This is a genomic window from Clostridium sp. MF28 (assembly GCF_002969175.1).
Classification (GTDB): domain Bacteria; phylum Bacillota; class Clostridia; order Clostridiales; family Clostridiaceae; genus Clostridium; species Clostridium beijerinckii.
Genome location: NZ_CP014331.1, coordinates 2419051 through 2442441, shown reverse-complemented (window position 1 = coordinate 2442441; position 23391 = coordinate 2419051). Strand labels below are relative to the sequence as shown.

Here is a 23391-nt window from a genome sequence, read left to right as displayed (position 1 = left end):
TTCCGCTAGTTGGAGGAATCAATAGATATAAAGTTTAAATACTAAGAAGTAAAAGATGTAATATATTAGTAAAGATATTAAATAAATTATTAAGAAGAGAAAAGTGAATTTATGTGATAATGATATTCATTAAAGGGAATTATCAAGTATTAAACCCAATATTTCGAGTGAAAATGAAAGAGGAAATATTGGGTTTAATATTTGATATAACAGTTTTTATTGTTTTTAGAAACTTTATAGATTAGGATTAACGTGTTACGAATTAGAAGAAGATATTAGTAAAAATACTTATTTAAAATAAAGCGAGGAATTACAGAGATGCAAACAAAGTATGAAATGGTTGTTAATATTTTAGAAAAAGAAATGTTGGAAGATAGATATAGTTTGAGTAAAAAACTTCCTACAGAAGAGGAACTGATAAAAAAATTTAATGTTAGCAAAAATACTATAAGAAAAGCTATAGAAATATTAGTGACTAAAGGTTATGTTTATAGAGTGCAAGGTAGTGGGATATTTTTAAGGGAGTTTGCAAAAAATGGTTGCGCCCAAATAAGAGATATAAATGGTTTATCAAAACAGTATTCTAATGAAAAGTTTGAAAGTAAGGTTGCTGAATTTTCGTTAATTAATGCAGATGAAAAATTATCAAATAGAATGAAATGTGATATTGGCACAAAGATATATTATATTAAAAGAGTAAGATATTTAAATGGAGATCCAATTGAAATAGAGGAATCTTACTATAATAAAGATATTATTCCTTATTTGAATGAAGAAATATGTAGTAAGTCTATATTTGATTACATTACAAATGATTTAAAATTAAAAATAGGATTTGCGGATAGAATAATAACTTCTGAAAAATTAACTGAAGAAGAAGCAAGTTTTTTGAACTTGGAAAAAGATGATCCAGCTTTAGTTTTAAATAATACTATATTTTTAAGTAGTGGAATAGTATTTGATATTTCTGTAGAGAAATTTAACTATAAAAATATGAAATTGATAAGCTTGACTAGTATTAACTAAATAATTTAATGTTATATGTTTTACTAGTAAATTTATATAGATATTACAAATAAGTGTCTATAATTATTATCTTAATTGAATAATTGGTTTGATGGGGGGGAAAAGTAGATTTATTATATAAAATATATATTTAAAATTATAATAAATCAAGTATTTAAATAAGCTTAAATTAATATAGAAATCATATTTAGTTGTATGAATTAGTGATTTATATAGTTAATAATTTCAATTATCTTGGGTGAATAAAAAAGCTTGCCCTTTATATTATATAAAGGGTAGGCTTTTTTGTGTTATAAGTTTGATGAATAGAAAAGATGTCAAATAAAAGTTAGGAATCAATAAAACCTATTTTTAACTATATATTGATAAAAGTGAAATCATGTCGCTTATTTTCACAATTGAATAAACTTTGTTATAATATTAAGGTATGAGAAATTTAATAAAATAGCGAGGAGATGATCCCAAATGATAAAACTTATTGCATCAGATATGGATGGGACACTGTTGAATACAAAACATAAAATAGATAAAGAGACCGTATCTGCTATTAAGCGCGCTGAGAAGGCAGGAATTATATTTGCAATTTCAACAGGAAGGGAATATGATACTGTTAAACCTCTTTTGATGGAAAATAATATAAGATGTCAATGTGTACTTATGAATGGGGCAGAGTATAGAGATGAGGATGGAAATATTCTAGAAGAGATAAATATAGAGCTAGAAACTGCAACTAAAATTATAAATATACTTCAAAGAGAAAAAGTATCTGCAAGAATATTTACTAATAAAGGAATATATACTACAGACACTAAAGAGGAAGCTTTAAAGGAAATGGCATATAGAACGTTATCCTTTAATCCAGAGCTTACTCCAGAAGAAGCTTTGAAACTTGCCAAAGTTCAACCATATTTTGTTCAACTTAATTATATTTCTGATTTGGATAAATTTTTAAGCAGTGGTATAGAAATTAGAAAGTTTGTAGCTTTCCATAAAGATATAGAGCTTATAAATAAAATGAAAAAAGTTATTGGAGAATTGAAAGGAATTGCTGTTTCATCTTCATTCAGGGATAATATAGAGATTACGGATATAACTGCTCAAAAGGGCATTATACTTGCAAAAGTAGCTGAAAAAATGGGATTTGAAAGAGATGAAGTTTTGGTGCTAGGAGATAGTTTTAACGATTATTCTATGTTTACAGAATTCAAAGAATCAGTTGCTATGGGAAATGCTATTCCTGAAATAAAAGAAATAGCAAAATATATAACTGATACAAATGACAATTTAGGAGTAGCAAAAGCAATATATAGAGTTTTAGAAGAACAGAAATAAAAAGAAATTATATGATTGCGCTTTAACGTCTAAGTAAAGCAGTTTTATCATGGCGTTATGCCAATGGCACAGATATGATCTTTTTATATTGAAGCCAAAGAATTTTTACATTCTAATTCTTTGGCTTGAAATAAGTATTGATATCTAAAAGGCCAAAATTCATTATTTGTTTTTTAATGTATATTTTGATATTTCAGTTTTTATTATCTGAGATTGAGAAGCTAATTCTTCTGTAGATGCTGCTAGTTCTTCTGCTGTTGCAGAATTAGTTTGAACTACTTGAGAAATTTGATCAACCTTACTGGTCATTTCGGTTATAGCTTCAGTTTGGTCTTCAGAGGCTACAGCTATTTCTTTCACTAAATTAGTAGTATCATCGACATTTTTAACTATTATATCTAATGCAGCAGCAGTCTCTGTAGCCAGCTTTTCTCCATTAGCTACTACATGCAATGAATTTTTTATAATCTTAGAAGTATTGTTTACGGCTTCGGCAGATTGTTCAGCAAGATTTCTAACTTCGTCTGCAACTACAGCAAAACCTTTTCCAGCTTCACCGGCTCTAGCTGCTTCAATAGCAGCGTTTAATGCTAAAAGATTAGTTTGAGAAGCAATTTCTTCTATTGCTTTTATAATTTCAGCAATTTGTTTTGAGCAGATAGTTATTTCTCTCATAGATTCCATCAATATTTGCATCTTTTCGTTTCCTTCTTGTACAATATGTTTTACATTAATGGAAAAACTTTTAGCTTTATCTGCATTGTTAGTAGTATTATTAACCTTTTGCAGTATGTTCTTAAAACTAGTAAAGAGCTCTTCAACAGCACCAGCCTGGTTAATAGAGCCTTCAGATAGTATTTGGGTGGTTGAAGATAATTGCTCAGAACCATTAGAAATTGATGAGATTGATTGATCCATATTCTGAAATATAATATTTAAAGAATCGATAATATTTTTTATTGATTTTTGTATAGGATTAAAATCGCCTATATATGCTATTGAAGTATCTAAATGTATATCTAAATCTCCATCTGCTAATCTTTCCAAAGTGCTTGTTATATCATTAATATAAGAAAGTAACATTCCGATAGAATTAGTTAAATCGCGGGACATTTCGCCCATTTCGTCTTTTGCATTATATTCAGTATTTATCTTAAGATTTCCATGAGCTAGGTTTTTTGCAATATCCTTAATATGATTAATCCCTTCAAGTAATACATCATTCAATACCCTAATTAACAATAATGATATCACAATTAATATTATCATAATAAACGTAATAGAAATTAGTGATATATTTCTATAAGTATTTGAATTAGTAACAAAGGAATTAGCATCTTCTTGGGATGACTTAAAAAGCTTAAGTATACATTCTTCAGACTCTTTAATTTGTGAAGAGTAAGCATCTTGGCTGACTTTCATTACAGACTGATTGGTTTTTGATTTTAATAAGTCACTTAATTTTTCTCTCTTATCATCTAAACCCTTTACATTTGATAAAAATTCATTTAATAAAGATGGATCTCCCTTATGTATTTCTTTTAAAATTTCTATATTTTTCGAAAGAGCTATAGATTCTGTATCAGCTTGCTCTAGATAAAAGTTCTTTATTCCTGGATCTGTTTCTGTGATTGATCTGAACATGTCCATTTTTATTGTTTGTAAGTTTACTCTAATATTAGAAATAGTCTCAGAAACTTTATATGGTCCATTATATAGCGAATTTGTTTGCGATGAAATAAACAATATTATGCATATCACAGCTACCATAAGGAAAGAAGTAAGTCCTAAAATTGTTGAAAAAGTTATTTTGAATTTTGTATTAATAGGATAGTTACTAATAACTTTTTTTAATTTATTATACATATAAATTCTCCTTTAATAAAAATGACATTAAAAATATAAGCGCAAGGTATTTGATAAGTCTAAGCATAAAGTTAATAAGCATTAATTTTAAAATATGTATAAATATTGAAATGTATTTGCATAGATTACAAAAAACATTCTAAAAGTTGTATTTTAAAATAAATTTAGTAATGCATAAATTCAAGCAACCTTATCGTATTGAGTATACTCAGCGTGATGAATATCTTTTGAGGTTAATATACTTTAATAAGAAATTTTAATTTTGGGACTGAGCATGTTTTTTAATAATATCAACTTTATAAATAGATAGCGTCGCCATTGTAGATAGGGATTTTCCTTGATTTATTTCAATGATTGTATGGTAACGTATTTCATTTAGAATAGTATCTATTAGGCGACTTAGGTCAGAAAGCAATCTTTAAGACAAAGTTGGATTAGCATACAATCATGGAAAATAAAGTGTTTATTTTTTTAGTGCTCTTTATAATATTTGTATAATCCATAGTGGTTATATTTTAGGCGAATTTTTATTTAATAATTAAATCATAAAACATAATTACCCACTATGGATGTTTATTGGTTAAGTACCTTTTTATATTAGTGCATTATAATATCAGAATTTATAATGTAGAGAATTTATAAATGGTTTTATCTTTATATACTTCTCCAGCTCTAAGTATTGGAGATTTAAATTTACTACAGTTTATAGAGTTAGGAAAATATTGAGTTTCTAAACAAAATCCATTTCTACGATTATAAACAGATTTATTTTTACCTACATCTGAACCATCAAGAAAGTTCCCGCTGTAAAATTGAATTCCAGGAGTGGTTGTATAAACATCCAATACTATTCCAGAATTTTCATCAACAGCTTGAGCAGCCTTTGAGCTATCACATCCATCGGTATTTAGTACCCAGTTATGATCGTATCCTTTTCCAAAATCAATTTGTTCATAATCGCTATTTATATTGTTGCCGATAGGAGTTAATGATCTAAAGTCCATAGGAGTTCCGGCTACCTCTTTTATTTCGCCTGTAGGAATTGAATATTTATCGTTTACTGTAAACTTATCTGCATTTATCATCAATTTTTGATTAAGAACGTCACCAGATGAATGACCAGATAAATTAAAATAAGCATGATTTGTAAGATTTACGACTGTATCTTTATCAGAAGTTGCACTATAATTTATCTCTAGAGCATTATCTTCAGTAAGGACATAAGTAACTTTAACATTAAGGTTACCAGGATATCCCTCTTCACCATCTGGGCTAAAATAAGAAAGCTCTAATGTATTAGGAGAATCTTCAACTATTTTTGAATCCCATACTACTTTATCAAAGCCTTTTAAGCCGCCGTGTAAATGATTTTCTCCATCATTCTGAGCTAAAGTATATTCTTGATCATTAAGGATGAACTTTCCATATTGAATTCTATTTCCAAAACGTCCTATTAAGGCACCGAAAAATTTATCTCCTTTTAAATAATCATCTAAATTATCATATCCTAACGTTACATCAATTAATTTACCATCCTTATTCGGAACTAAAGATGAAACTATTGTACCACCGTAAGTAGAAATCTCAACTTTCATTTTGTTAGAGTTTGTTAAAGTATAAATATAAACATCTTTTCCATCAGGCATTGTTCCGAAAACATTTTTTTCTATTGCCATGATAACACCTCCGTATTTAATAAATTACTACATATTTTTTAGTATACATTTACATAATTAAAGATATCGGTTTCATGTATGTACAAGTATATTATATTACATTAAAATTGTACATACAATTATTTCTAGAAATTATTTTGGAAATATATTAAAATAATATAAATATATGCTTAATAATTACATTAATGGAGTATTAAAACAATAAAAATTAATATAGTAACAAAATAAAAAATATATCTTGCAATTAATTTCCTATATTTTAATATTAATTCGGCCTTAGCTCTAGAATATTAAATATAAATTTATTATTGTAATATATATTATAAATGGAGGAATTATGTGGAAACTAGTTATCGCTGATGACGAGCCTAAAATTAGAAGGGGTATTGAGAATATTTTAAATTGGAGTGAGTTCGGTATTGAGATAGTAGGGCAAGCGGAAGATGGGGAAATTGCATTAGAAATTATTAAAGAAAACAGACCCGATATTATATTATTGGATATAAATATGCCATTCTTAAACGGTTTAGACCTATTGCAAAAGCTAAAAGAGATTGGCAATAATGGGATTGTTATTATAATAAGTGGATATGATGATTTTTCATACGCTCAAAAAGCATTGCAGTTTAATGTTTTCGATTACATTCTAAAACCTGTGAGTAAAAAGAACATAGAGGAGATAATAATTAAAGTAACCAATAAACTTATTGAAAGGGGAAAAGAAAACAATTACTTAGAATGGGTAAAAAGACAATTAGCTGAAAATAAGGAAGTATTACAAAAAACTTTTTTTAGTGAATGGTTTAACAATAAATTAAGTGATGAACAAGTTTTAAAGGAGATGAGTTTTTTTGATATCGAGTTTGGAAGAAATATTGGAATTATGGTTATAAAGATTGTTGAAAAACTTAATGTTGAAGTAAGTGTCAGGAATTGGAGTGTTGAATTATTAGAGTTTGCAATAGCTAATATTTTAAATGATGGATTTAAAGATTTAGAGTTAAAGTATATTTTTAATGATGATAAGAAAAATATAATATTAGTAAGCAAGATAAATGATATGGGGTGGTGGATTTCTATTGCAAAAAAAATACAGAAGGAGATATATAAATATTTAAAGTGTAATGTATTAATTGAGCAGGCAAGTGTTTTTAATGATGTATTTAAGATAAAAGATGAATATATGAAAATAATGAATAGGGTTAATGAAAAAAAGAAGTGCAGTTCTATGGTTTTACTAGCAATCAAGTATATAGAAGATAACTATTATTCAAATGAGTTAAATATAAATTATATATCAAGTAAATTAGAAGTAACATCCTCATATTTAAGTAAATTATTAAAAAAAGAAACTGGATTATCCTTTATTGATTACCTTACTAAAACAAGAATAGAAAAAGCAATGTATATGATGGAGGATCCAGCTGTTAAAATTTATGATGTGGCAGAACTAGTCGGTTATAGTAATCAACATTATTTTTGTAGAGCTTTTAAAAAAGTAGTTGGAGTTTCACCAACGGAATATAAGAGGGGAAAATAGAGTGAATAATAAAAGAAAGATTATTTATTTATCTATAATTATAGCTTGTATATGTGGACTAATAATTTTTGTAATTCATTTATATAGGACAAACTCTCAAAAAAAGGATACATTTATAATCGGTATGTCTCAGGCAAACCTGTATGAACCATGGAGAATAAGTATGAATAAAGAAATACAGGAAGAAGCTAAGAAACATAGCAATATAAAAATAATTTTTAAGGATGCAGGTGGAGATGTTGAAAAACAGAAAAAGGATATAGAAGATTTGATGAACTTTGGTGCAGATTTACTAATTGTTTCAATTAATAATTCCAAAGAACTAGCACCAACTGTAAGAAAAGCGTATGAATCTTTACCTGTTATATTATTGGATAGAGCTGTTGAGGGATATGATTATACCTTATATATAGGGGCTGATACAAAGTCTATAGGAGTGCAGGCAGGAGAATTAATTGCTAATTTAGCTGGTAATAACAAGGCTAATGTTATAGAGGTTCAAGGAATATTAGATTCAAGTACAGATAAAGAAATAACTAATGGATTTAAAGAAGCGATTAGTAATTATAAAAATATTGCTATAGATAGAACAATTGTAGGGAATTGGCAGAAGAATGAAACAGAAGATAAATTAGAGGAAATATTGAAAGATGATAAGGATGTTAATATAATTTTTGCTCATAGTGATTATATGGCACTTGGGGCATATTACGCTACCGTAAGTACTAATTCAAAAAATATTAAAATAATTGGTGTTGATGGCTTAGAAGGACCTCAGGGAGGTATAGACCTTGTTAGAAATGGCATATTGCAAGGAACATTTACATGCAAGACTGGAGGAAAAGAAGCAGTAGATTATGCAATAAAAATATTGAACAAGAAAGATGATATTCCTAAAAAAGTATTACTAAAGTGCAATAAAATAACTAAAGATATTTTAAGTAATTAAATATATGGATTTCCATATTCCGTAAAAGTATACAAAAGTGCTGATTAATGCAAATACAATTTATAAGTATAAATATATAATTAATTCATGAAAACGAAATCATGAATATAGGGGGAATTAATTATGAAGTTAAAAAAGATGATGGCATTAATGGCGAGTGCTGTATTGTGTATTGGCATGCTTTCAGGCTGCGGTGGATCTGGAGCTGGTGGAGGCGATTCAGCAAAGACATCAGCGGCGAATTCATCTAGTAAAAAAATAATTGGATTTGCACAGGTTGGTGCGGAAAGTGGTTGGAGAACAGCAGAAACTGACTCTATAAAATCAATTCCAACATTAGATCCTAACTTTGACTTGAAATTTTCTGATGGACAACAAAAACAAGAAAATCAAATAAAAGCCATAAGATCATTTATTGCACAAAAGGTAGATTTAATTGCTTTAGATCCAGTTGTTGAAACTGGCTGGGATACAGTACTTAAAGAGGCTAAGGATGCAAAAATTCCAGTAGTAATTGTTGATAGAAAAGTTACAGTTTCAGATGATTCACTTTATAAATGTTTCTTAGGTTCAGACATGGTTGCAGAGGGGAAAAAGGCTGCACAAATACTAATAGATCAATTCGGTAAAGACGCAACACTTAATATAGCAGAGCTTCAAGGAACAGTGGGGTCTACTGCAATGGTTGGAAGACAACAAGGGTTTAATGATGCAATAAAAGATTGTCCTAATTATAAGATAATAAAATCACAAACTGGAGATTTTACTCGTGCAAAAGGTAAAGAAGTTATGGAAGCATTTCTAAAATCAGATGGTGATAAAATAAATGTACTATGGTCTCATAATGATGATATGGCAATGGGAGCTATTCAAGCTATAGAGGAATATGGAAAGAAACCAGGAAAAGATATATTTATAGTTTCAGTTGATGGTATTAAAGATATATTCCAAGCAATGGTTGATGGTAAAGCTAATGCAACTGTTGAATGTAATCCGTTACTTGGACCTCAATTACTTGAAGTTGCTAAAAACATATTAGATGGTAAAGAAGTTGAAAGAACTATAAACTCAAAAGAAAGTCAATTCTTACAAAAAGATGCTGGAGCAGAATTACCAAACAGAAAATATTAATGATAGTATGCATAAGAGCTGGAATTCAATCCATGCTCTTATGTTAAAAAAGATGTAGTACGTACATGTTTGTAATTGTGTTAAAACAAGAGGAGTGATATAAGTGAGTGATTCTAATATAGTTTTAGAGATGAAAAATATTAGCAAGTTCTTTCCGGGTGTTAGAGCACTTTCAAATGTTGATTTTACACTAAGAAAAGGTGAAATCCATACGCTAATGGGAGAAAATGGTGCTGGAAAATCGACATTGATAAAGGTTCTTACAGGTGTTTATAAGATAGATGAAGGAACAATTATATTGAGGGGAAAAGAAATAAAAATATCATCTACTCAGGAAGCTCAGAGTCATGGAATTAGTACTGTTTATCAAGAAGTAAATCTATGTCCAAATCTATCAGTTGCAGAAAATGTATATATTGGACGTGAACCTAAGAAAAATGGAAGTATAGATTGGAAGAAAATGAATAGAAGTGCAGAGAAACTATTAGAAGAAAGGCTTAATTTAAAGGTAGATGTAAAGAAGGCCTTAAATAATTATTCGGTTGCAGTACAACAAATGGTAGCAATTGCACGTGCTGTAGATATATCTCAAGGTATATTAATCTTAGATGAACCAACATCAAGTTTAGATGATAAGGAAGTAAAGCAATTATTTAAAATTATGAAAAAATTTAAAGAAGAAGGTATGTCAATAATATTTGTTACTCACTTTTTAGATCAAGTATATGAGGTTTCAGATAAACTTACAGTGCTTAGAAATGGTGAGTTGGTCGGGACATATGATGCAGACAAACTTTCTAGGATAGAATTAGTTTCTAAAATGATTGGTAAAGACTATAGCGAGATAGAAAAAAGTACAAGAACAAAGAAAGTAGTTAATGATGAACAGAGAGAGAATTTAATATCAACAAATAATTTTGGAAGGTCTGGAACTATAAATCCATTTAATATAGAAATCAAGAAGGGGGAAATTCTTGGATTCGCAGGGCTTCTTGGGTCTGGTAGAAGCGAATGTGCGCGAACAATATTTGGGATAGATAGATCTACTAGTGGAAATATAACTATAAATGGAAAAAACTATTCGTATATTTATCCTCAAAAAGCAATAGAGGAAGGTTTGGGTTTTTGCCCAGAGGACAGAAAAGTTGAAGGAATAGTTGGCGATCTAACAATAAGAGAAAATATAATATTAGCATTGCAAGCTAATAGAGGAATATTTAAATATTTGCCGATGAAAAAACAACAAGAAATTTCACAAAAATATATAGATTTACTTAGAATCAAAACTCCAAGTATGGAGCAAAAAATAAGTAATTTAAGTGGTGGTAACCAACAAAAGGTAATATTAGCAAGATGGCTCGCAACAGAACCGCAATTATTAATTTTAGATGAACCAACAAGGGGAATTGATATAGGAGCAAAAGGTGAAATAACAGAATTAATATTAGCATTAGCTAAGCAAGGAATGACAATTTTGTTTATTTCGTCAGAGCTACCAGAAGTAGTTAAATGTTGTGACAGAGTAATTGTTCTTAGAGATAGAAATATTATCGGAGAACTAGTTGGAAATGAAATAGAGGAATCTAATATCATGAAAACTATAGCAGGAGGTGCTAGATAATATGGAAAATAATAAGAAACAAACTTTTTTCCTTAAAATTTATAATGCTAAAATATTTTGGCCATTAACGAGCTTAATAATATTACTTTTGTTTAATTTTATAATGACACCAAGTTTCTTAAGCATAAGTATGAAAGACGGGCATTTATTTGGAAATACTATAGATATACTAAACCGTGCAGCTCCATTAATATTGATATCTTTAGGAATGACTCTAGTAATTGCAACTCAAGGAATTGATATTTCAGTAGGGTCAATAATTGCAATAAGTGCAGCTCTTTCTGCAACTGTAATAGTTGATGGAGGTTCAGTTCCATTAGCAGTAGCAATAGGAATAATTAGTGGACTTGTATGTGGAATATGGAATGGTTTTTTAGTTTCGTATATAGGAGTACAACCAATGGTTGGAACATTAATTTTATATATTGTTGGTAGAGGAGTTGCTCAACTTATAACAGGAGGACAAATATTAACTTTTACTAATAAGGATTTCATATTTATAGGGACAGGCTACATATTGCTTCCTATAGCAATATTTATAGCTATTGCGGTAGCATTAATTATGTATTTTTTAATAAGGAGAACTGCTCTAGGATTATTTATTGAGTCTATAGGAGTTAACAATAATTCATGTAAATTCGCAGGAATTCAATCTAGGAAAGTTGTATTTTCACTTTATGTTATATGTGGAATGTTAGCAGGAATAGCAGGAATAATTTTATGCGCTAATATAAAAAGTGCTGATGCTAATAATGTTGGTTTGTGGTTAGAATTGGATGCAATCCTTGCAACAGTTATAGGTGGGACGTCTATGGCAGGAGGACGGTTTTATCTTTCAGGGACAGTTGTAGGGGCATTGTTCATACAAACATTAACTACAACAATTTATAGCTTAGGCGTTGCACCTGAAATTACATTAGTTGTTAAAGCGATAGTAGTTATAGTTGTATGTATAATTCAATCTCCTGAATTTAGAAAAATTCTTAAGATAAAGAAAAATACAAAAATCAATCTAAAAGAAAAAGAGGTGATTAAAGCATGAATAAGCTAATAGGAAAGAAGAACGCATTTAAGATAAACAAAGATTATATTGCAATTTATGCTACAATCGCATTATTTATAGGATTATTTCTAATAGGATCAGTATTATATAAAAGTTTTTTATCAGCACAAGTATTTACTAACTTGTTCATTGATAATGCATATTTAATAGTGGTGGCAATTGGGGAAGCAGTTGCAATATTAACTGGTGGAATAGATCTTTCAGTTGGATCAATGATAGCTTTTGTAAGTATGATTACAGCAAGTTTATTGCAAAAAGGAGTAAATCCTTTTTTAGTAATGCTAATAGTTCTTATTGTTGGAATTATTTTTGGAACAGTTCAGGGCATCTTGATTCAAAAGTTTAAACTACATCCTTGGATAGTTACACTTGCAGGAATGTTCTTTGCAAGAGGAGCTAGTTATATTATAAGCATTGATACAATTATAATTGATAATCCAGTTTTTACAGAAATCTCATCATATAGAATATCAATATTACCAGATGCCTTTATATCAATTAATGTTATCGTTAGCCTGATAGTTGTCGCTGCTGCATTTTATATGATGAAGTTTACAAGGTTCGGAAGAACCGTGTATGCAATTGGTGGAAATGAAAATTCAGCTAAATTAATGGGATTACCAGTGGAAAGAACCAAAATACTTGTATATACATTTTCGGGTTTCTGTTCATCTTTAGGTGGTTTATTGTTTACAATATATACTCTTTCAGGTTATGGTCTTCATTGTAATGGAATGGAAATGGATGCCATAGCAGCGTGCGTAATTGGAGGTATATTATTAACAGGTGGATATGGAAATATAATTGGACCATTATTTGGTGTATTAACTACAGGAATTATTCAAAGTCTTATAATGTTTGATGGAACACTAAATTCATGGTGGACTAAAATAGCGGTTGGAATGTTATTGTTCATATTTATTGTATTGCAGAGAATTATTGTAATTAGAGATGAAAGGCGAAAAAATGCTTCATCTTCTTAATCAAACTAAATAATATAATATGGATTAATATAATAAAATGAGCATTTGTATGATCTTTTAAAATAAGAAAGCACAAATGTTCATTTTATTTTTGAACGAATGTAATATATTTAAATAAATATATATGCCAAGTATTGGTAGTTTGGGCTATAATTTAATATATAGGCTTGTTAATTATAAGTATAGTTAATAATAAAATTTGAAATATAGATGTGCTAATTTGTGGATGATAGATATGATTTATACAAATGTTTTGGAGGTATAGGGTGAATAGTTTAAAAACATATTTTATGAATAAGAGCATAGGGGATAAACTCATATTTTATTTTTTTGGAGTAATCCTCATTGTTACTATTACTATTACTACTTTGGGAAATTTACTATATAAAGATTCAATTAACTTTTCACAAAATGAAAACACTAATCAAATAATAAAACAAATAAATAGCAATATTGAATCTTATGTTAATAATACTGAAAACATTATAAATTATATGTCAATCGATCCTAGAATAATAAAATTCCTTAATGATAATAAATCTGAAGATACTGATATTGAAGACGAAGCGTATAAATCTATTTATAACTTTGTTAAATTCAATCCGGAAATAGCTGGAATAATGGTGGTAAACACTAATGGTGGTTATATAAGTGATGTAATGAACAGAGTATCAAGAGATCCTTTATATAATGAAGAATGGTATACAAAGGCTTATAATAAGCCTGAAACTATACACCTATTTACTAAACCAATAGGTAGGAACATTGATAATATTTTTCGCTATTCTGCTGATGAAGTCTTCTCTATGTCTAAAGCTGTTGTGGATTCATCTACTAACCAAATAAAAGGTGTAATACTTATTGATATAAAATTAGATGCAATCAAGAAAATTATTGAGAATTCAAGACCAGGAACTGCGGGTTTTATTTATATTATGGATATGAACAAAGAGATTGTTTATACTCCTGTTAATAATATAGTATATAGAATTAAAAATGAATGGATAGAGAATATTAACAACGATATAATAATAAAAAATATTAATGGAGAAAATTATCAATTGACAAAGATTGATTCAAAATATACAGGATGGGAAACAATTGGAGTATTTCCTGAAAGTGAGAGTTTACGAGTTATTAAATATATAAGATATTATTCTTTTGTAGTAGCTATTTTGGCATTAATAATAGCTGAAATTTTAGTTATAATCTTTACAAGATCTATTGTAAATCCAATTCAAAAATTAAAAAGGTTAATGAGAAAAGCTCAAGAAGGAGATTTAACAGTATCATTTAATGCTAAGTATAATGATGAAATAGGGGAACTTGGCGGCTCTTTTAATACCATGGTAAAAGAAATAAATAATCTTATAAAATTAGTACAAATCGAAGAAAAAAATAAAAGGCTGGCTGAAATGAATGTTTTACAGGCTCAAATAAAGCCGCATTTTATGTATAACACTTTAGATACTATAAGGTGGATGGCAGAAGAACATAATGAAGAAGATATAGTGGAGATAATAGAAGCCTTTACTAACTTGCTTAGAATAAGCTTAAGTAAAGGAAAAGAAATAATAAGCGTCAAAGAAGAACTGAGTCATGTACAAAGCTACTTAATTATTCAGAAAATAAGATATGAAGACAAGCTTGATTACGAAATTCAATTTGATAAAGAAATACTTGATTATAAGTTAATAAAATTAATATTACAGCCCATTGTTGAAAATGCAATTTACCATGGAATAAAAGAAAAGCGTGGCAATGGGAAGATTTTAATTACAGGAAAAATTGAAAATAATTTATTATGTTTTACTGTAGCTGATAATGGAAAAGGTATGGATGAAGAAACATTAAATAAAATAAATAATATGCTTAATAATAACGATGGGAATAGGAATCAGATTGGATATGGAATTTTTAATGTAAATGAAAGAATAAAGCTTATACATGGAAGTGAGTATGGGTTAGTCTACAGAAGTATTCTTGGAGAGGGGACAATTGTTGAGCTTAGACATCCAATAATTGAGCCAGAATAATATTAGGTCATAATGAAAATAGGTAAAATCCGGATATCGGATTTTACCTATTTATATTTTATCAAATAAGGGGAGTGGTAAATATTAGGATTGTAGAGAGTCTATTATTTCTTTCTGGAAGGTTAATGAAATATATTCTAAAATCATCAATCAATATTTACCACTTTTATATAAATAAGATTTATAGCACTATTAATCAGAATTTCCAAGCGGCACTAGAAAACTTTAGTTCGTTTTTGAATGTTGAAAGTTTAGTGTCATTATTAATTACTACACATTCAACTCCAACCATATCAGCCCAATCTAATAATTGTTCTTCATCAACATAGAATGAGAAGCTAGTATGGTGAGCACCACCAGCCATAATCCATGCTTTAGCACCTTCTTTTAATGATGGTTGTGGTTTCCAAAGAACGCTTGCTACTGGTAAGTTAGGCATATCTTCAGTTACTTCAACACAATCAACACTATTAACAATTAAACGGAATCTGTTACCCATATCAATTAATGAAGCAGCAACAGCTGGACCAGAAGCACCTTTAAATACTAAACGAGCTGGATCTTCTTTGCCTCCAATTCCAAGTGGGTGTACTTCAATAACTGGCTTAGTTGCAGCAAGTGTTGGACATATTTCAAGCATGTGTGCACCAAGAATCAATCCATTTTCTGAATCCATGTTATAAGTGTAATCTTCCATCAATCCTGTACCTTTTCCACCAGCCATGATTTTCATAGCTCTAAGAAGTGCAGCAGTCTTCCAATCTCCTTCAGCACCAAAGCCATAACCTTCAGCCATTAGATGTTGAACAGCAAGACCTGGAAGCTGTTTCATTCCGTGAAGTGCTTCGAAGTTAGTTGTGAAAGCTGTATATCCTCTTGCATCCAAGAAAGTTCTTAAACCAATTTCAATTTTAGCTTGTTCACGGATAGAGTCTATAGAAGCTTTAGGATCTATATCATATAATTTAGAGTACTCAGCCATAAGTTCATCTATTTGATCTTCTGTAACTGTATCCATTGATTTAACTAGGTCACCAACTCCATAGTAATCAACTATCCAACCAAATTTAATTTGAGCTTCTATTCTATCACCATCAGTAACGGCTACATTTCTCATGTTATCTCCGAAACGAGCAACCTTAATACTGTGTCCTTCAGTAAATGCAACAGCAGGAGCCATCCATTTAGCTATATCAGCAGAAACAGAAGCATCTGTCCAGTGACCAACTACTATTTTACGAGCTATTTCAAGTCTAGCTCCAATATATCCAAATTCTCTATCTCCATGAGCTGCTTGGTTTAAGTTCATGAAGTCCATATCAATTGTTCCCCAAGGAATTTCTTTATTAAATTGAGTATGGAGATGAAGTAATGGTTTTCTTAGTTCAGTTAAACCATGAATCCACATTTTAGCTGGTGAGAATGTATGCATCCAAGTAATTATACCAGCACAGTTTTCATCGTTATTAGCATCGTTGCATACTTTTCTAATTGAAGGAGAATCAGTAGCAACTGTTTTAAAGACTATTTTATAAGGTAAATCCTTTTTGTTTAATTCATCAACTATTATCTTTGAATTATCAGATACTTGCTCTATTACTTCAGGACCATATAGATGTTGACTTCCTGTAATAAACCAAAATTCATAATTTTTTACTTTTAACATTTAACATTCCTCCTAATATATAAAGTGAAACTTTTTAAGTGGAATTTTAACTCCACCTTGAATTTATACCCTTAAGGGGCACCTAGTCCAGGAGCTTGCGGCCGTTATCTCTCACTTAAGAAGATGGAGTACTACGGATGCTAGCTATTGGATAAATAAAAATGCTTATCTAAATTTAGTATACCTTTTCATGAGTACAAACAAGTTTTTGATGTATGTACAAGCTTATTATAATACAATAATGTTGTACATACAAGATGTAAAATGAAAAAAATAAAAAATATTAACTTTCCAGATAGACATTATTATGGTTTAAATTAGGTAAAGACAGCCTTGCAGTGAAATTTATATTTGAGATTACGATAAAAATTATTAAAGTAGATGATGTATGGTTAACCTTTGTGTTTAAATAAATTTTAGAAAAAACTATTGATATATATAGGGAATAGAGATATAATCAAATCATCAAGTGCGTACAACTTTTTGAAATATACTTTTAAAGAAATCGATTTATATTTTAAGAAGTTATTGCATAGTTATTTGATGAAAGTAGTTGAAAAAGATGAAAGAAGCTGAAACAAAGCACGAATTAATAGAAAATTACTATATCAGCCTAATAGAAGAAAACAAGGTTTCAGCAGGAGACCAATTACCTTCCGAAAATGAAATAGCCAACTTATTTAATGTAAGTAGGCACACTGTAAGACAAGCTCTTACTTATTTAGTACAAGAAGGCTGGATATATAAAGAAAGAGGAAAAGGAAGCTTTTACTCTAACAAAAAAACTAATGAAGTTAAAAAAAATGTTGCTGTTCTTACAACTTATATATCAGATTATATTTTTCCTAAAATTATATCAGGTATAGAGGAAGAATTAAGACGTAAGGGATATAATTTATTATTATTTAATAGTAACAACGACATTGAGAATGAAAGAAGATGTTTTGAGGATATCATAAACCAAGATATATCAGGACTAATAGTTGAACCAGCACAAAGTACAATAAATAACCTGCATCATGATAGCATTAAAAAGTTAGAAAAGAACAATATAAAATATATTGCAATAAATGCTAATTGTGATGAAGAAAATTCTGCATATATTGTAGTAGATGATGAACAGGGAGGGTACAAGCTTACTAATTATTTATTAGAACTTGGTCATAGAAACATAGCTGCATTATTTAAAGCAGATGATTTACAAGGTGAAAAGAGAAGAAGGGGTTACATAAAGGCCCTAAACGAATATGACTTGAGTTTTAACAAAAGTATAGTAGGAGAATATATAACTGATAATCAAGAGATGTATATAGACCAGTTTATAAAGAAGATTTTAAATCTTGAAGAAAAGCCAACCGCAATTGTTTGCTATAATGATAAGGTTGCTTGAAGGTAATAGATAATTGTAGAAAAGAAAATATAGAGATACCAAAAGATTTATCAATAGTAAGTTTCGATGATTCTAGTTTAGCAGTTTCATCAGGTGTTAAACTTACAACAATAAAGCATCCGAAAGAAGAAATGGGAATAAGAGCAGCCAAATGCATTATAGATATGATTGAGGGAAGAATAGATAAGCCTCAATACACATACAGTGCTGAACTTATTGTTAGAGATTCTTGTTCTAGAGTTTAAATTTTATCTTTGCTTTAGATGACTTGATTTTGGGTTACTGGAGCAAAGATAAACTTTAATGATATATATTAGATATTATTTTTTTATGTACGCTTGTACGTACATACATACAACAAGCAGATAGGGGTGTTTAAATGTTAGAGAAATTAAAGGAAAAAGTTTATGAAGCTAATATGGAACTTCAAAGAAAAGGTCTTGTAATCTACACTTGGGGAAATGTTAGTGAAATCGATAGAGAAACTGGATTAGTAGTTATAAAACCAAGTGGTGTTGATTATGATACTATGAAAGCAGAAGATATGGTAGTTGTAGACTTAGAAGGAAATGTTGTAGAAGGAAAGTATAAACCTTCAACAGATACTCCAACTCACTTAGTTATGTATAAAACTTATCCGAGTGTTGGAGGCGTTGTTCATACTCATTCAGATTGGGCAACAACTTTTGCTCAGGCAGGAATGAGTATACCAGCTTTTGGGACAACACATGCAGATTATTTTTATGGGGATATTCCTTGTACTCGGGATCTAACAGATGAAGAAATTAGTGGAGAATATGAAAAAGAAACAGGAAATGTAATAGTTGAAACTATTGGAGATAAAAATCCATTAGAAGTTCCAGCTATTGTAGTTAAAAACCATGGTCCTTTCGCTTGGGGAAAAGATGCTAATTCAGCAGTTTACAATGCAGTAGTATTAGATAAAGTTGCTGAAATGGCATATAAGACAATGACTTTAAACAAAGATGTAAAGGGTGTCAAACAGCACCTTTTAGATAAACATTATCTTAGAAAACATGGTGCGAATGCATATTATGGACAATAAGATATCATAGTATAAACCAACATATTTTTAAGGAGAATTTTTAATCAGCAATTGGAACTCCTTTGTAAATTCTCCTTAATAAGTATGAATTAAAAAGTGACGTATAAAATTGAAGTTAAAAAAGAAAATGTCTAAATTTAATATTATGAAACATAAATATTAAATGGAAGGTAAATATGCAAATAATAGTTTGTTGCTAAATAACAAACAAAATATATAAAGAGGAGATGTTAATAAAATGAGATTTTTCTTAGACACAGCAAATGTGGAACACATTAAAGAAGCAAATGAAATGGGAGTAATATGTGGTGTAACAACAAATCCATCATTAATAGCAAAAGAAGGAAGAGACTTCAATGAAGTAATAAAAGAAATTACAGAAATAGTTGATGGACCAATAAGTGGAGAAGTTGTAAGTGAAGATGCTGAAGGAATGATAAAAGAAGGAAGAGAAATTGCAGCAATTCATAAGAATATGATAGTAAAGATTCCAATGACAGCTGAAGGATTAAAGGCAACTAAAGTATTAGCAAGTGAAGGAATTAAAACAAATGTAACATTAATATTCTCAGCAACTCAGAGCTTACTTGCAGCAAATGCAGGAGCAACATATGTAAGCCCATTCCTTGGAAGAGTAGATGACATCTCAATGATAGGTATGGATTTAGTTAGAGATATAGCAGAAATATTTGCAGTTCATGGAATAGAAACAGAAATAATAGCAGCAAGCGTAAGAAATCCAATTCATGTAATAGAAGCAGCAAAAGCAGGCGCAGATATATCAACAGTACCTTATAGTTTAGTAATGCAAATGTTAAAACACCCATTAACAGATCAAGGATTAGAAAGATTCAAAGCAGACTGGGCAGCAGCATTTGGAAAATAAATTGCCGAAGTAAGGAACAAGCTTTTGTTCCGGTTTCTAAGAAATTTTAACGGGTGCTTCTAAGATTACAAGTTGTACCCAAAATGCTAGTCTCAAAAACAAGTTTTGAACAAGCGTTTTGGAACAACTTATAACCAAGAAGCACAACCGTCAAAATTTCTAATGAAACACTTCACAAAACATGTTCCTTACTTCTAGCATAGATATTTTTCAAAGTATAGTAATAATATAAAGAGTAATATCTATAGGATACATTTTAAAAATACAAGAGTAATTTATAGATATAATGGCTAGATTCTGAAATTAGGAAAGTGTAAATGTTTATGGATAAATATTTTGATATAATGCTTTCGCAAAAGTATGACTATCATTTATGATTTATTCATGTTCCAAATGACAGAGATAAAAATATATATTCTTAAGAATATAAGAATATAAGAATATAAGAAGTTAAGAATGAAAGAATTTAAGAATATAGGAATTTAAGAATTTATAAATGAAAACATAAAACAACTTCAAAAGGTGTGGTAAAATAGGAACCTTTTGAAAAGATAATGAAGGATAGCTAAGATTATTTCAGGTTTGAAATGAATTCGAAGCGCAGCATGGGACTTAATTAGCACAACTAAGAACTTATAAAAAAATATGTCTATGAAATGAGGATAAAGATGAGTAGAGAATTAGATAAATTATCTATTAACGCAATAAGAGTATTATCAGCAGATGCTATTGAAAAATCAAAATCAGGACATCCAGGTTTACCACTTGGATCAGCTACAATGGCTTATACATTATGGACAAAGATGAATCATAATGGAAAGAACCCTGAATGGGATAACAGAGATAGATTTGTATTATCAGCAGGACATGGTTCAATGCTTGAATATTCATTGCTACATTTATTTGGATATGGACTTACAGTTGAAGATATTAAAAACTTTAGACAATTCGGAAGTTTAACACCAGGACATCCAGAGTTTGGTCATACAAAAGGTGTTGAAATAACAACAGGACCACTTGGACAAGGTATTTGTAATGCAGTAGGTTTTGCTATAGCAGAAGCACATCTTGCAGAAAAATTCAATAAACCAGATTATAGCGTAGTTGATCACTATACATATGCTATAGTTGGAGACGGATGCCTTATGGAAGGTATCTCAGGAGAAGCGTCATCTCTTGCTGGAACTTTAGGTCTTGGAAAATTAGTTGTATTATATGATTCGAATAATATTTCAATTGAAGGAAATACAGACATAGCATTTAGAGAAGATGTAGCTAAGAGATACGAAGCTTATGGATGGCAAGTGCTAAATGTAGCAGATGGAAATGATATAGATACTATAGAAAAAGCAATAGAAGCAGCTAAAGCAGAAACAACAAAACCATCTATTATAATAGTTAAAAATCAAATTGGTTTTGGATGTCCAGCAAAACAAGGAAAAGCTTCAGCACATGGTGAACCTTTAGGAGCTGAAAATGTAATTGCTATGAAGGAAAACTTAGGATGGAAGACAGAGCCTGCATTCTACGTACCAGACGAAGTGTACACAAATATGAATGAACACATAGCAAAAGGTGAAAAGACTGAAGAAGCTTGGAATCAGCTATTCAAAGCATATGCAAAAGCTTATCCAGAACTTGCAGCAGAATATACTAAATGGATGAGTGGAGAACTTGATAAAGAAGCTTTATTAAACAACGAAGAACTTTGGAGCTTTGATAAAGAAATGGCTACAAGAGAATCTTCAGGAATAATGATAAATAGATTAGCTAAACTAATTCCAAACTTCATTGGAGGATCAGCAGATTTAGCTCCATCTAACAAAACTCATATGAACGATAGAGGAGATTTCTCAGCAGAAGATAGAAGTGGATCAAACCTTCACTTTGGAGTTAGAGAACATGCTATGGCAGCTATCGCTAACGGAATGTATGCTCATGGAGGACTTAAAGTATTCTGTGCAACATTCTTTGTATTCAGTGATTACATGAAGGGTGCTATGAGATTATCAGCTCTTATGAATCTTCCAGTAGCTTATGTATTAACACATGATAGCATTGGAGTAGGGGAAGACGGGCCAACTCATGAACCAATAGAACAATTAGCAGCTCTTAGAAGTATGCCAAACATGACAGTATTTAGACCAGCAGATTCAAAAGAAACTGCAGCAGCTTGGTACTATGCTGTAACTAATGGAACTACTCCAACATCATTAGTATTAACAAGACAAAAGTTACCACTATATGATGGATGTCCTAAGAGAGCATTAAAGGGTGGATATATCTTAAAAGATTCTAAGAAAGAAACTCCAGATGTACTTCTAATGGCATCAGGGTCAGAAGTAGAATTAATCTACAAAGCAGCAGCTGAATTAGAAGCTAAAGGTATAGATGCAAGAGTTATCAGTATGCCATCATTTGAATTATTTGATGCTCAAGATGAAGCCTATAAAGAATCAGTTATGCCAAATAAAGTTCGTGCAAGAGTTGCAGTAGAAGCATTAACAAGCTTTGGATGGCATAAATATGTAGGTCTTGATGGAGATGTTATATCTTTAGATACTTTTGGAGCATCAGGTAAAGCAGAAATCCTATTCGAGAAATTTGGATTCACTGTAGAAAATGTTGTTGAAAAGGCTATTAATGTAGCAAAGAAATAGATATTAAAGTAATCAAATCTACGATATAGTAGAGGAAATTTAGTGATTATAGTAAAACTTTAGAAAAATAGATTTAACCTTAAAATATTAATAAATATAGCTAAACATATATAAAAAGATTTGGATTAAAAGTGTGTAAATTAATTAATCTATAAATATATTAAAACCAATCTATTCATTATTATAAAAGTTAAAATTATTAAAAGATATGTATGAAGATGTGTGAAAAGATTAGTGTGAAATTATGTAATTACAATAATAAATTATTGGTTAGAAATATATTTATAGATTTTTAATAAATGTATATAAATTAATATGACAATAAAGCAGTTTTAGAATTTAATAAAATTATTTATCTAATGTCTAGTCATTATTGCATTCCGATCTTACATTGAGCTGGGGACGGTAACGGTATGAGGGCTGGACATTAGGTGATTATAAGAGTTATTTTGTATTAGGTTTAGTAATATTACAATGGAATGATATTCAGAAGAGATTAG

15 protein-coding genes and 1 pseudogene are annotated in these 23391 nt (G+C 29.7%); 13 read left to right on the top strand and 3 right to left on the bottom strand.

Annotated elements, in window-relative coordinates:
- The first annotated feature begins 318 nt into the window (after positions 1-318).
- Together AXY43_RS10720 and AXY43_RS10715 are read left to right on the top strand one after the other, a co-directional pair.
- Positions 319-1026, top strand: coding sequence for a GntR family transcriptional regulator (locus AXY43_RS10720; RefSeq protein WP_017211116.1), 708 nt, complete (start codon positions 319-321; stop codon positions 1024-1026).
- Between the two features lie 465 nt (positions 1027-1491).
- The gene (locus AXY43_RS10715) at positions 1492-2358 is read left to right on the top strand and encodes a Cof-type HAD-IIB family hydrolase (protein WP_105411533.1); all 867 of its coding nucleotides are present in this window, start codon (positions 1492-1494) and stop codon (positions 2356-2358) included.
- 162 nt (positions 2359-2520) lie between these two features.
- Here the strand turns inward: AXY43_RS10715 and AXY43_RS10710 are convergent, their stop codons facing one another.
- Together AXY43_RS10710 and AXY43_RS10705 are read right to left on the bottom strand one after the other, a co-directional pair.
- Positions 2521-4224, bottom strand: coding sequence for a methyl-accepting chemotaxis protein (locus AXY43_RS10710; protein WP_105411532.1), 1704 nt, complete (start codon positions 4222-4224; stop codon positions 2521-2523).
- A gap of 620 nt (positions 4225-4844) precedes the next feature.
- Positions 4845-5900 carry an aldose epimerase family protein gene (locus AXY43_RS10705; protein WP_105411531.1) on the bottom strand — a complete coding sequence of 352 codons (1056 nt, stop codon included), beginning with the start codon at positions 5898-5900 and terminating at the stop codon, positions 4845-4847.
- 337 nt (positions 5901-6237) lie between these two features.
- Here AXY43_RS10705 and AXY43_RS10700 point away from each other — a divergent pair, with 337 nt between their 5' ends.
- The 7 genes from AXY43_RS10700 to AXY43_RS10670 all read left to right on the top strand — a co-directional run bounded on the left by AXY43_RS10700 (position 6238) and on the right by AXY43_RS10670 (position 15223).
- On the top strand, positions 6238-7440 hold the full coding sequence (locus AXY43_RS10700) for a response regulator transcription factor (RefSeq protein WP_105411530.1): 1203 nt from the start codon (positions 6238-6240) through the stop codon (positions 7438-7440).
- Between the two features lies 1 nt (position 7441).
- On the top strand, positions 7442-8389 hold the full coding sequence (locus AXY43_RS10695; RefSeq protein WP_023973859.1) for a substrate-binding domain-containing protein: 948 nt from the start codon (positions 7442-7444) through the stop codon (positions 8387-8389).
- A gap of 123 nt (positions 8390-8512) precedes the next feature.
- Positions 8513-9520 carry an ABC transporter substrate-binding protein gene (locus tag AXY43_RS10690; protein ID WP_023973858.1) on the top strand — a complete coding sequence of 336 codons (1008 nt, stop codon included), beginning with the start codon at positions 8513-8515 and terminating at the stop codon, positions 9518-9520.
- A 103-nt stretch (positions 9521-9623) separates the two neighbouring features.
- Positions 9624-11141 carry a sugar ABC transporter ATP-binding protein gene (locus AXY43_RS10685; protein ID WP_039773694.1) on the top strand — a complete coding sequence of 506 codons (1518 nt, stop codon included), beginning with the start codon at positions 9624-9626 and terminating at the stop codon, positions 11139-11141.
- A 1-nt stretch (position 11142) separates the two neighbouring features.
- Positions 11143-12183: an ABC transporter permease gene (locus AXY43_RS10680; protein ID WP_017211108.1), complete on the top strand. Its 1041-nt coding sequence runs from the start codon at positions 11143-11145 to the stop codon at positions 12181-12183.
- On the top strand, positions 12180-13187 hold the full coding sequence (gene yjfF, locus AXY43_RS10675) for a galactofuranose ABC transporter, permease protein YjfF (RefSeq protein ID WP_023973856.1): 1008 nt from the start codon (positions 12180-12182) through the stop codon (positions 13185-13187). Before AXY43_RS10680 ends, yjfF begins: the two co-directional genes overlap by 4 nt.
- A 266-nt stretch (positions 13188-13453) precedes the next feature.
- Entirely contained in the window at positions 13454-15223 is a 1770-nt protein-coding gene (locus AXY43_RS10670) for a sensor histidine kinase (RefSeq protein WP_023973855.1), read from the top strand.
- Positions 15224-15419: 196 nt separating this feature from the next.
- Here AXY43_RS10670 and araA read toward each other — a convergent pair whose 3' ends face one another.
- The gene (gene araA, locus AXY43_RS10665; protein ID WP_105411529.1) at positions 15420-16889 is read right to left on the bottom strand and encodes an L-arabinose isomerase; all 1470 of its coding nucleotides are present in this window, start codon (positions 16887-16889) and stop codon (positions 15420-15422) included.
- Between the two features lie 562 nt (positions 16890-17451).
- Between araA and AXY43_RS10660 the strand changes: the two are divergent.
- From AXY43_RS10660 to tkt, 4 genes and pseudogenes are all read left to right on the top strand, one after another.
- Positions 17452-18524, top strand: a pseudogene (locus tag AXY43_RS10660) (GntR family transcriptional regulator).
- 134 nt (positions 18525-18658) lie between these two features.
- Entirely contained in the window at positions 18659-19345 is a 687-nt protein-coding gene (locus tag AXY43_RS10655) for an L-ribulose-5-phosphate 4-epimerase (protein ID WP_012060611.1), read from the top strand.
- 238 nt (positions 19346-19583) lie between these two features.
- Positions 19584-20231 carry a fructose-6-phosphate aldolase gene (gene fsa / locus AXY43_RS10650; protein WP_023975892.1) on the top strand — a complete coding sequence of 216 codons (648 nt, stop codon included), beginning with the start codon at positions 19584-19586 and terminating at the stop codon, positions 20229-20231.
- 668 nt (positions 20232-20899) lie between these two features.
- Positions 20900-22891: a transketolase gene (gene tkt, locus AXY43_RS10645; RefSeq protein ID WP_105411528.1), complete on the top strand. Its 1992-nt coding sequence runs from the start codon at positions 20900-20902 to the stop codon at positions 22889-22891.
- Positions 22892-23391: the final 500 nt, after the last annotated feature.

Bases quoted from the DNA above. Each gene is read 5' to 3' on its own strand.
- AXY43_RS10720 (WP_017211116.1), top strand. From the start codon at position 319: ATGCAAACAAAGTATGAAATGGTTGTTAATATTTTAGAAAAAGAAATG.
- AXY43_RS10715 (WP_105411533.1), top strand. From the start codon at position 1,492: ATGATAAAACTTATTGCATCAGATATGGATGGGACACTGTTGAATACA.
- AXY43_RS10710 (WP_105411532.1), bottom strand. From the start codon at position 4,224: ATGTATAATAAATTAAAAAAAGTTATTAGTAACTATCCTATTAATACA.
- AXY43_RS10705 (WP_105411531.1), bottom strand. From the start codon at position 5,900: ATGGCAATAGAAAAAAATGTTTTCGGAACAATGCCTGATGGAAAAGAT.
- AXY43_RS10700 (WP_105411530.1), top strand. From the start codon at position 6,238: ATGTGGAAACTAGTTATCGCTGATGACGAGCCTAAAATTAGAAGGGGT.
- AXY43_RS10690 (WP_023973858.1), top strand. From the start codon at position 8,513: ATGAAGTTAAAAAAGATGATGGCATTAATGGCGAGTGCTGTATTGTGT.
- AXY43_RS10680 (WP_017211108.1), top strand. From the start codon at position 11,143: ATGGAAAATAATAAGAAACAAACTTTTTTCCTTAAAATTTATAATGCT.
- yjfF (WP_023973856.1), top strand. From the start codon at position 12,180: ATGAATAAGCTAATAGGAAAGAAGAACGCATTTAAGATAAACAAAGAT.
- araA (WP_105411529.1), bottom strand. From the start codon at position 16,889: ATGTTAAAAGTAAAAAATTATGAATTTTGGTTTATTACAGGAAGTCAA.
- AXY43_RS10655 (WP_012060611.1), top strand. From the start codon at position 18,659: ATGTTAGAGAAATTAAAGGAAAAAGTTTATGAAGCTAATATGGAACTT.
- fsa (WP_023975892.1), top strand. From the start codon at position 19,584: ATGAGATTTTTCTTAGACACAGCAAATGTGGAACACATTAAAGAAGCA.
- tkt (WP_105411528.1), top strand. From the start codon at position 20,900: ATGAGTAGAGAATTAGATAAATTATCTATTAACGCAATAAGAGTATTA.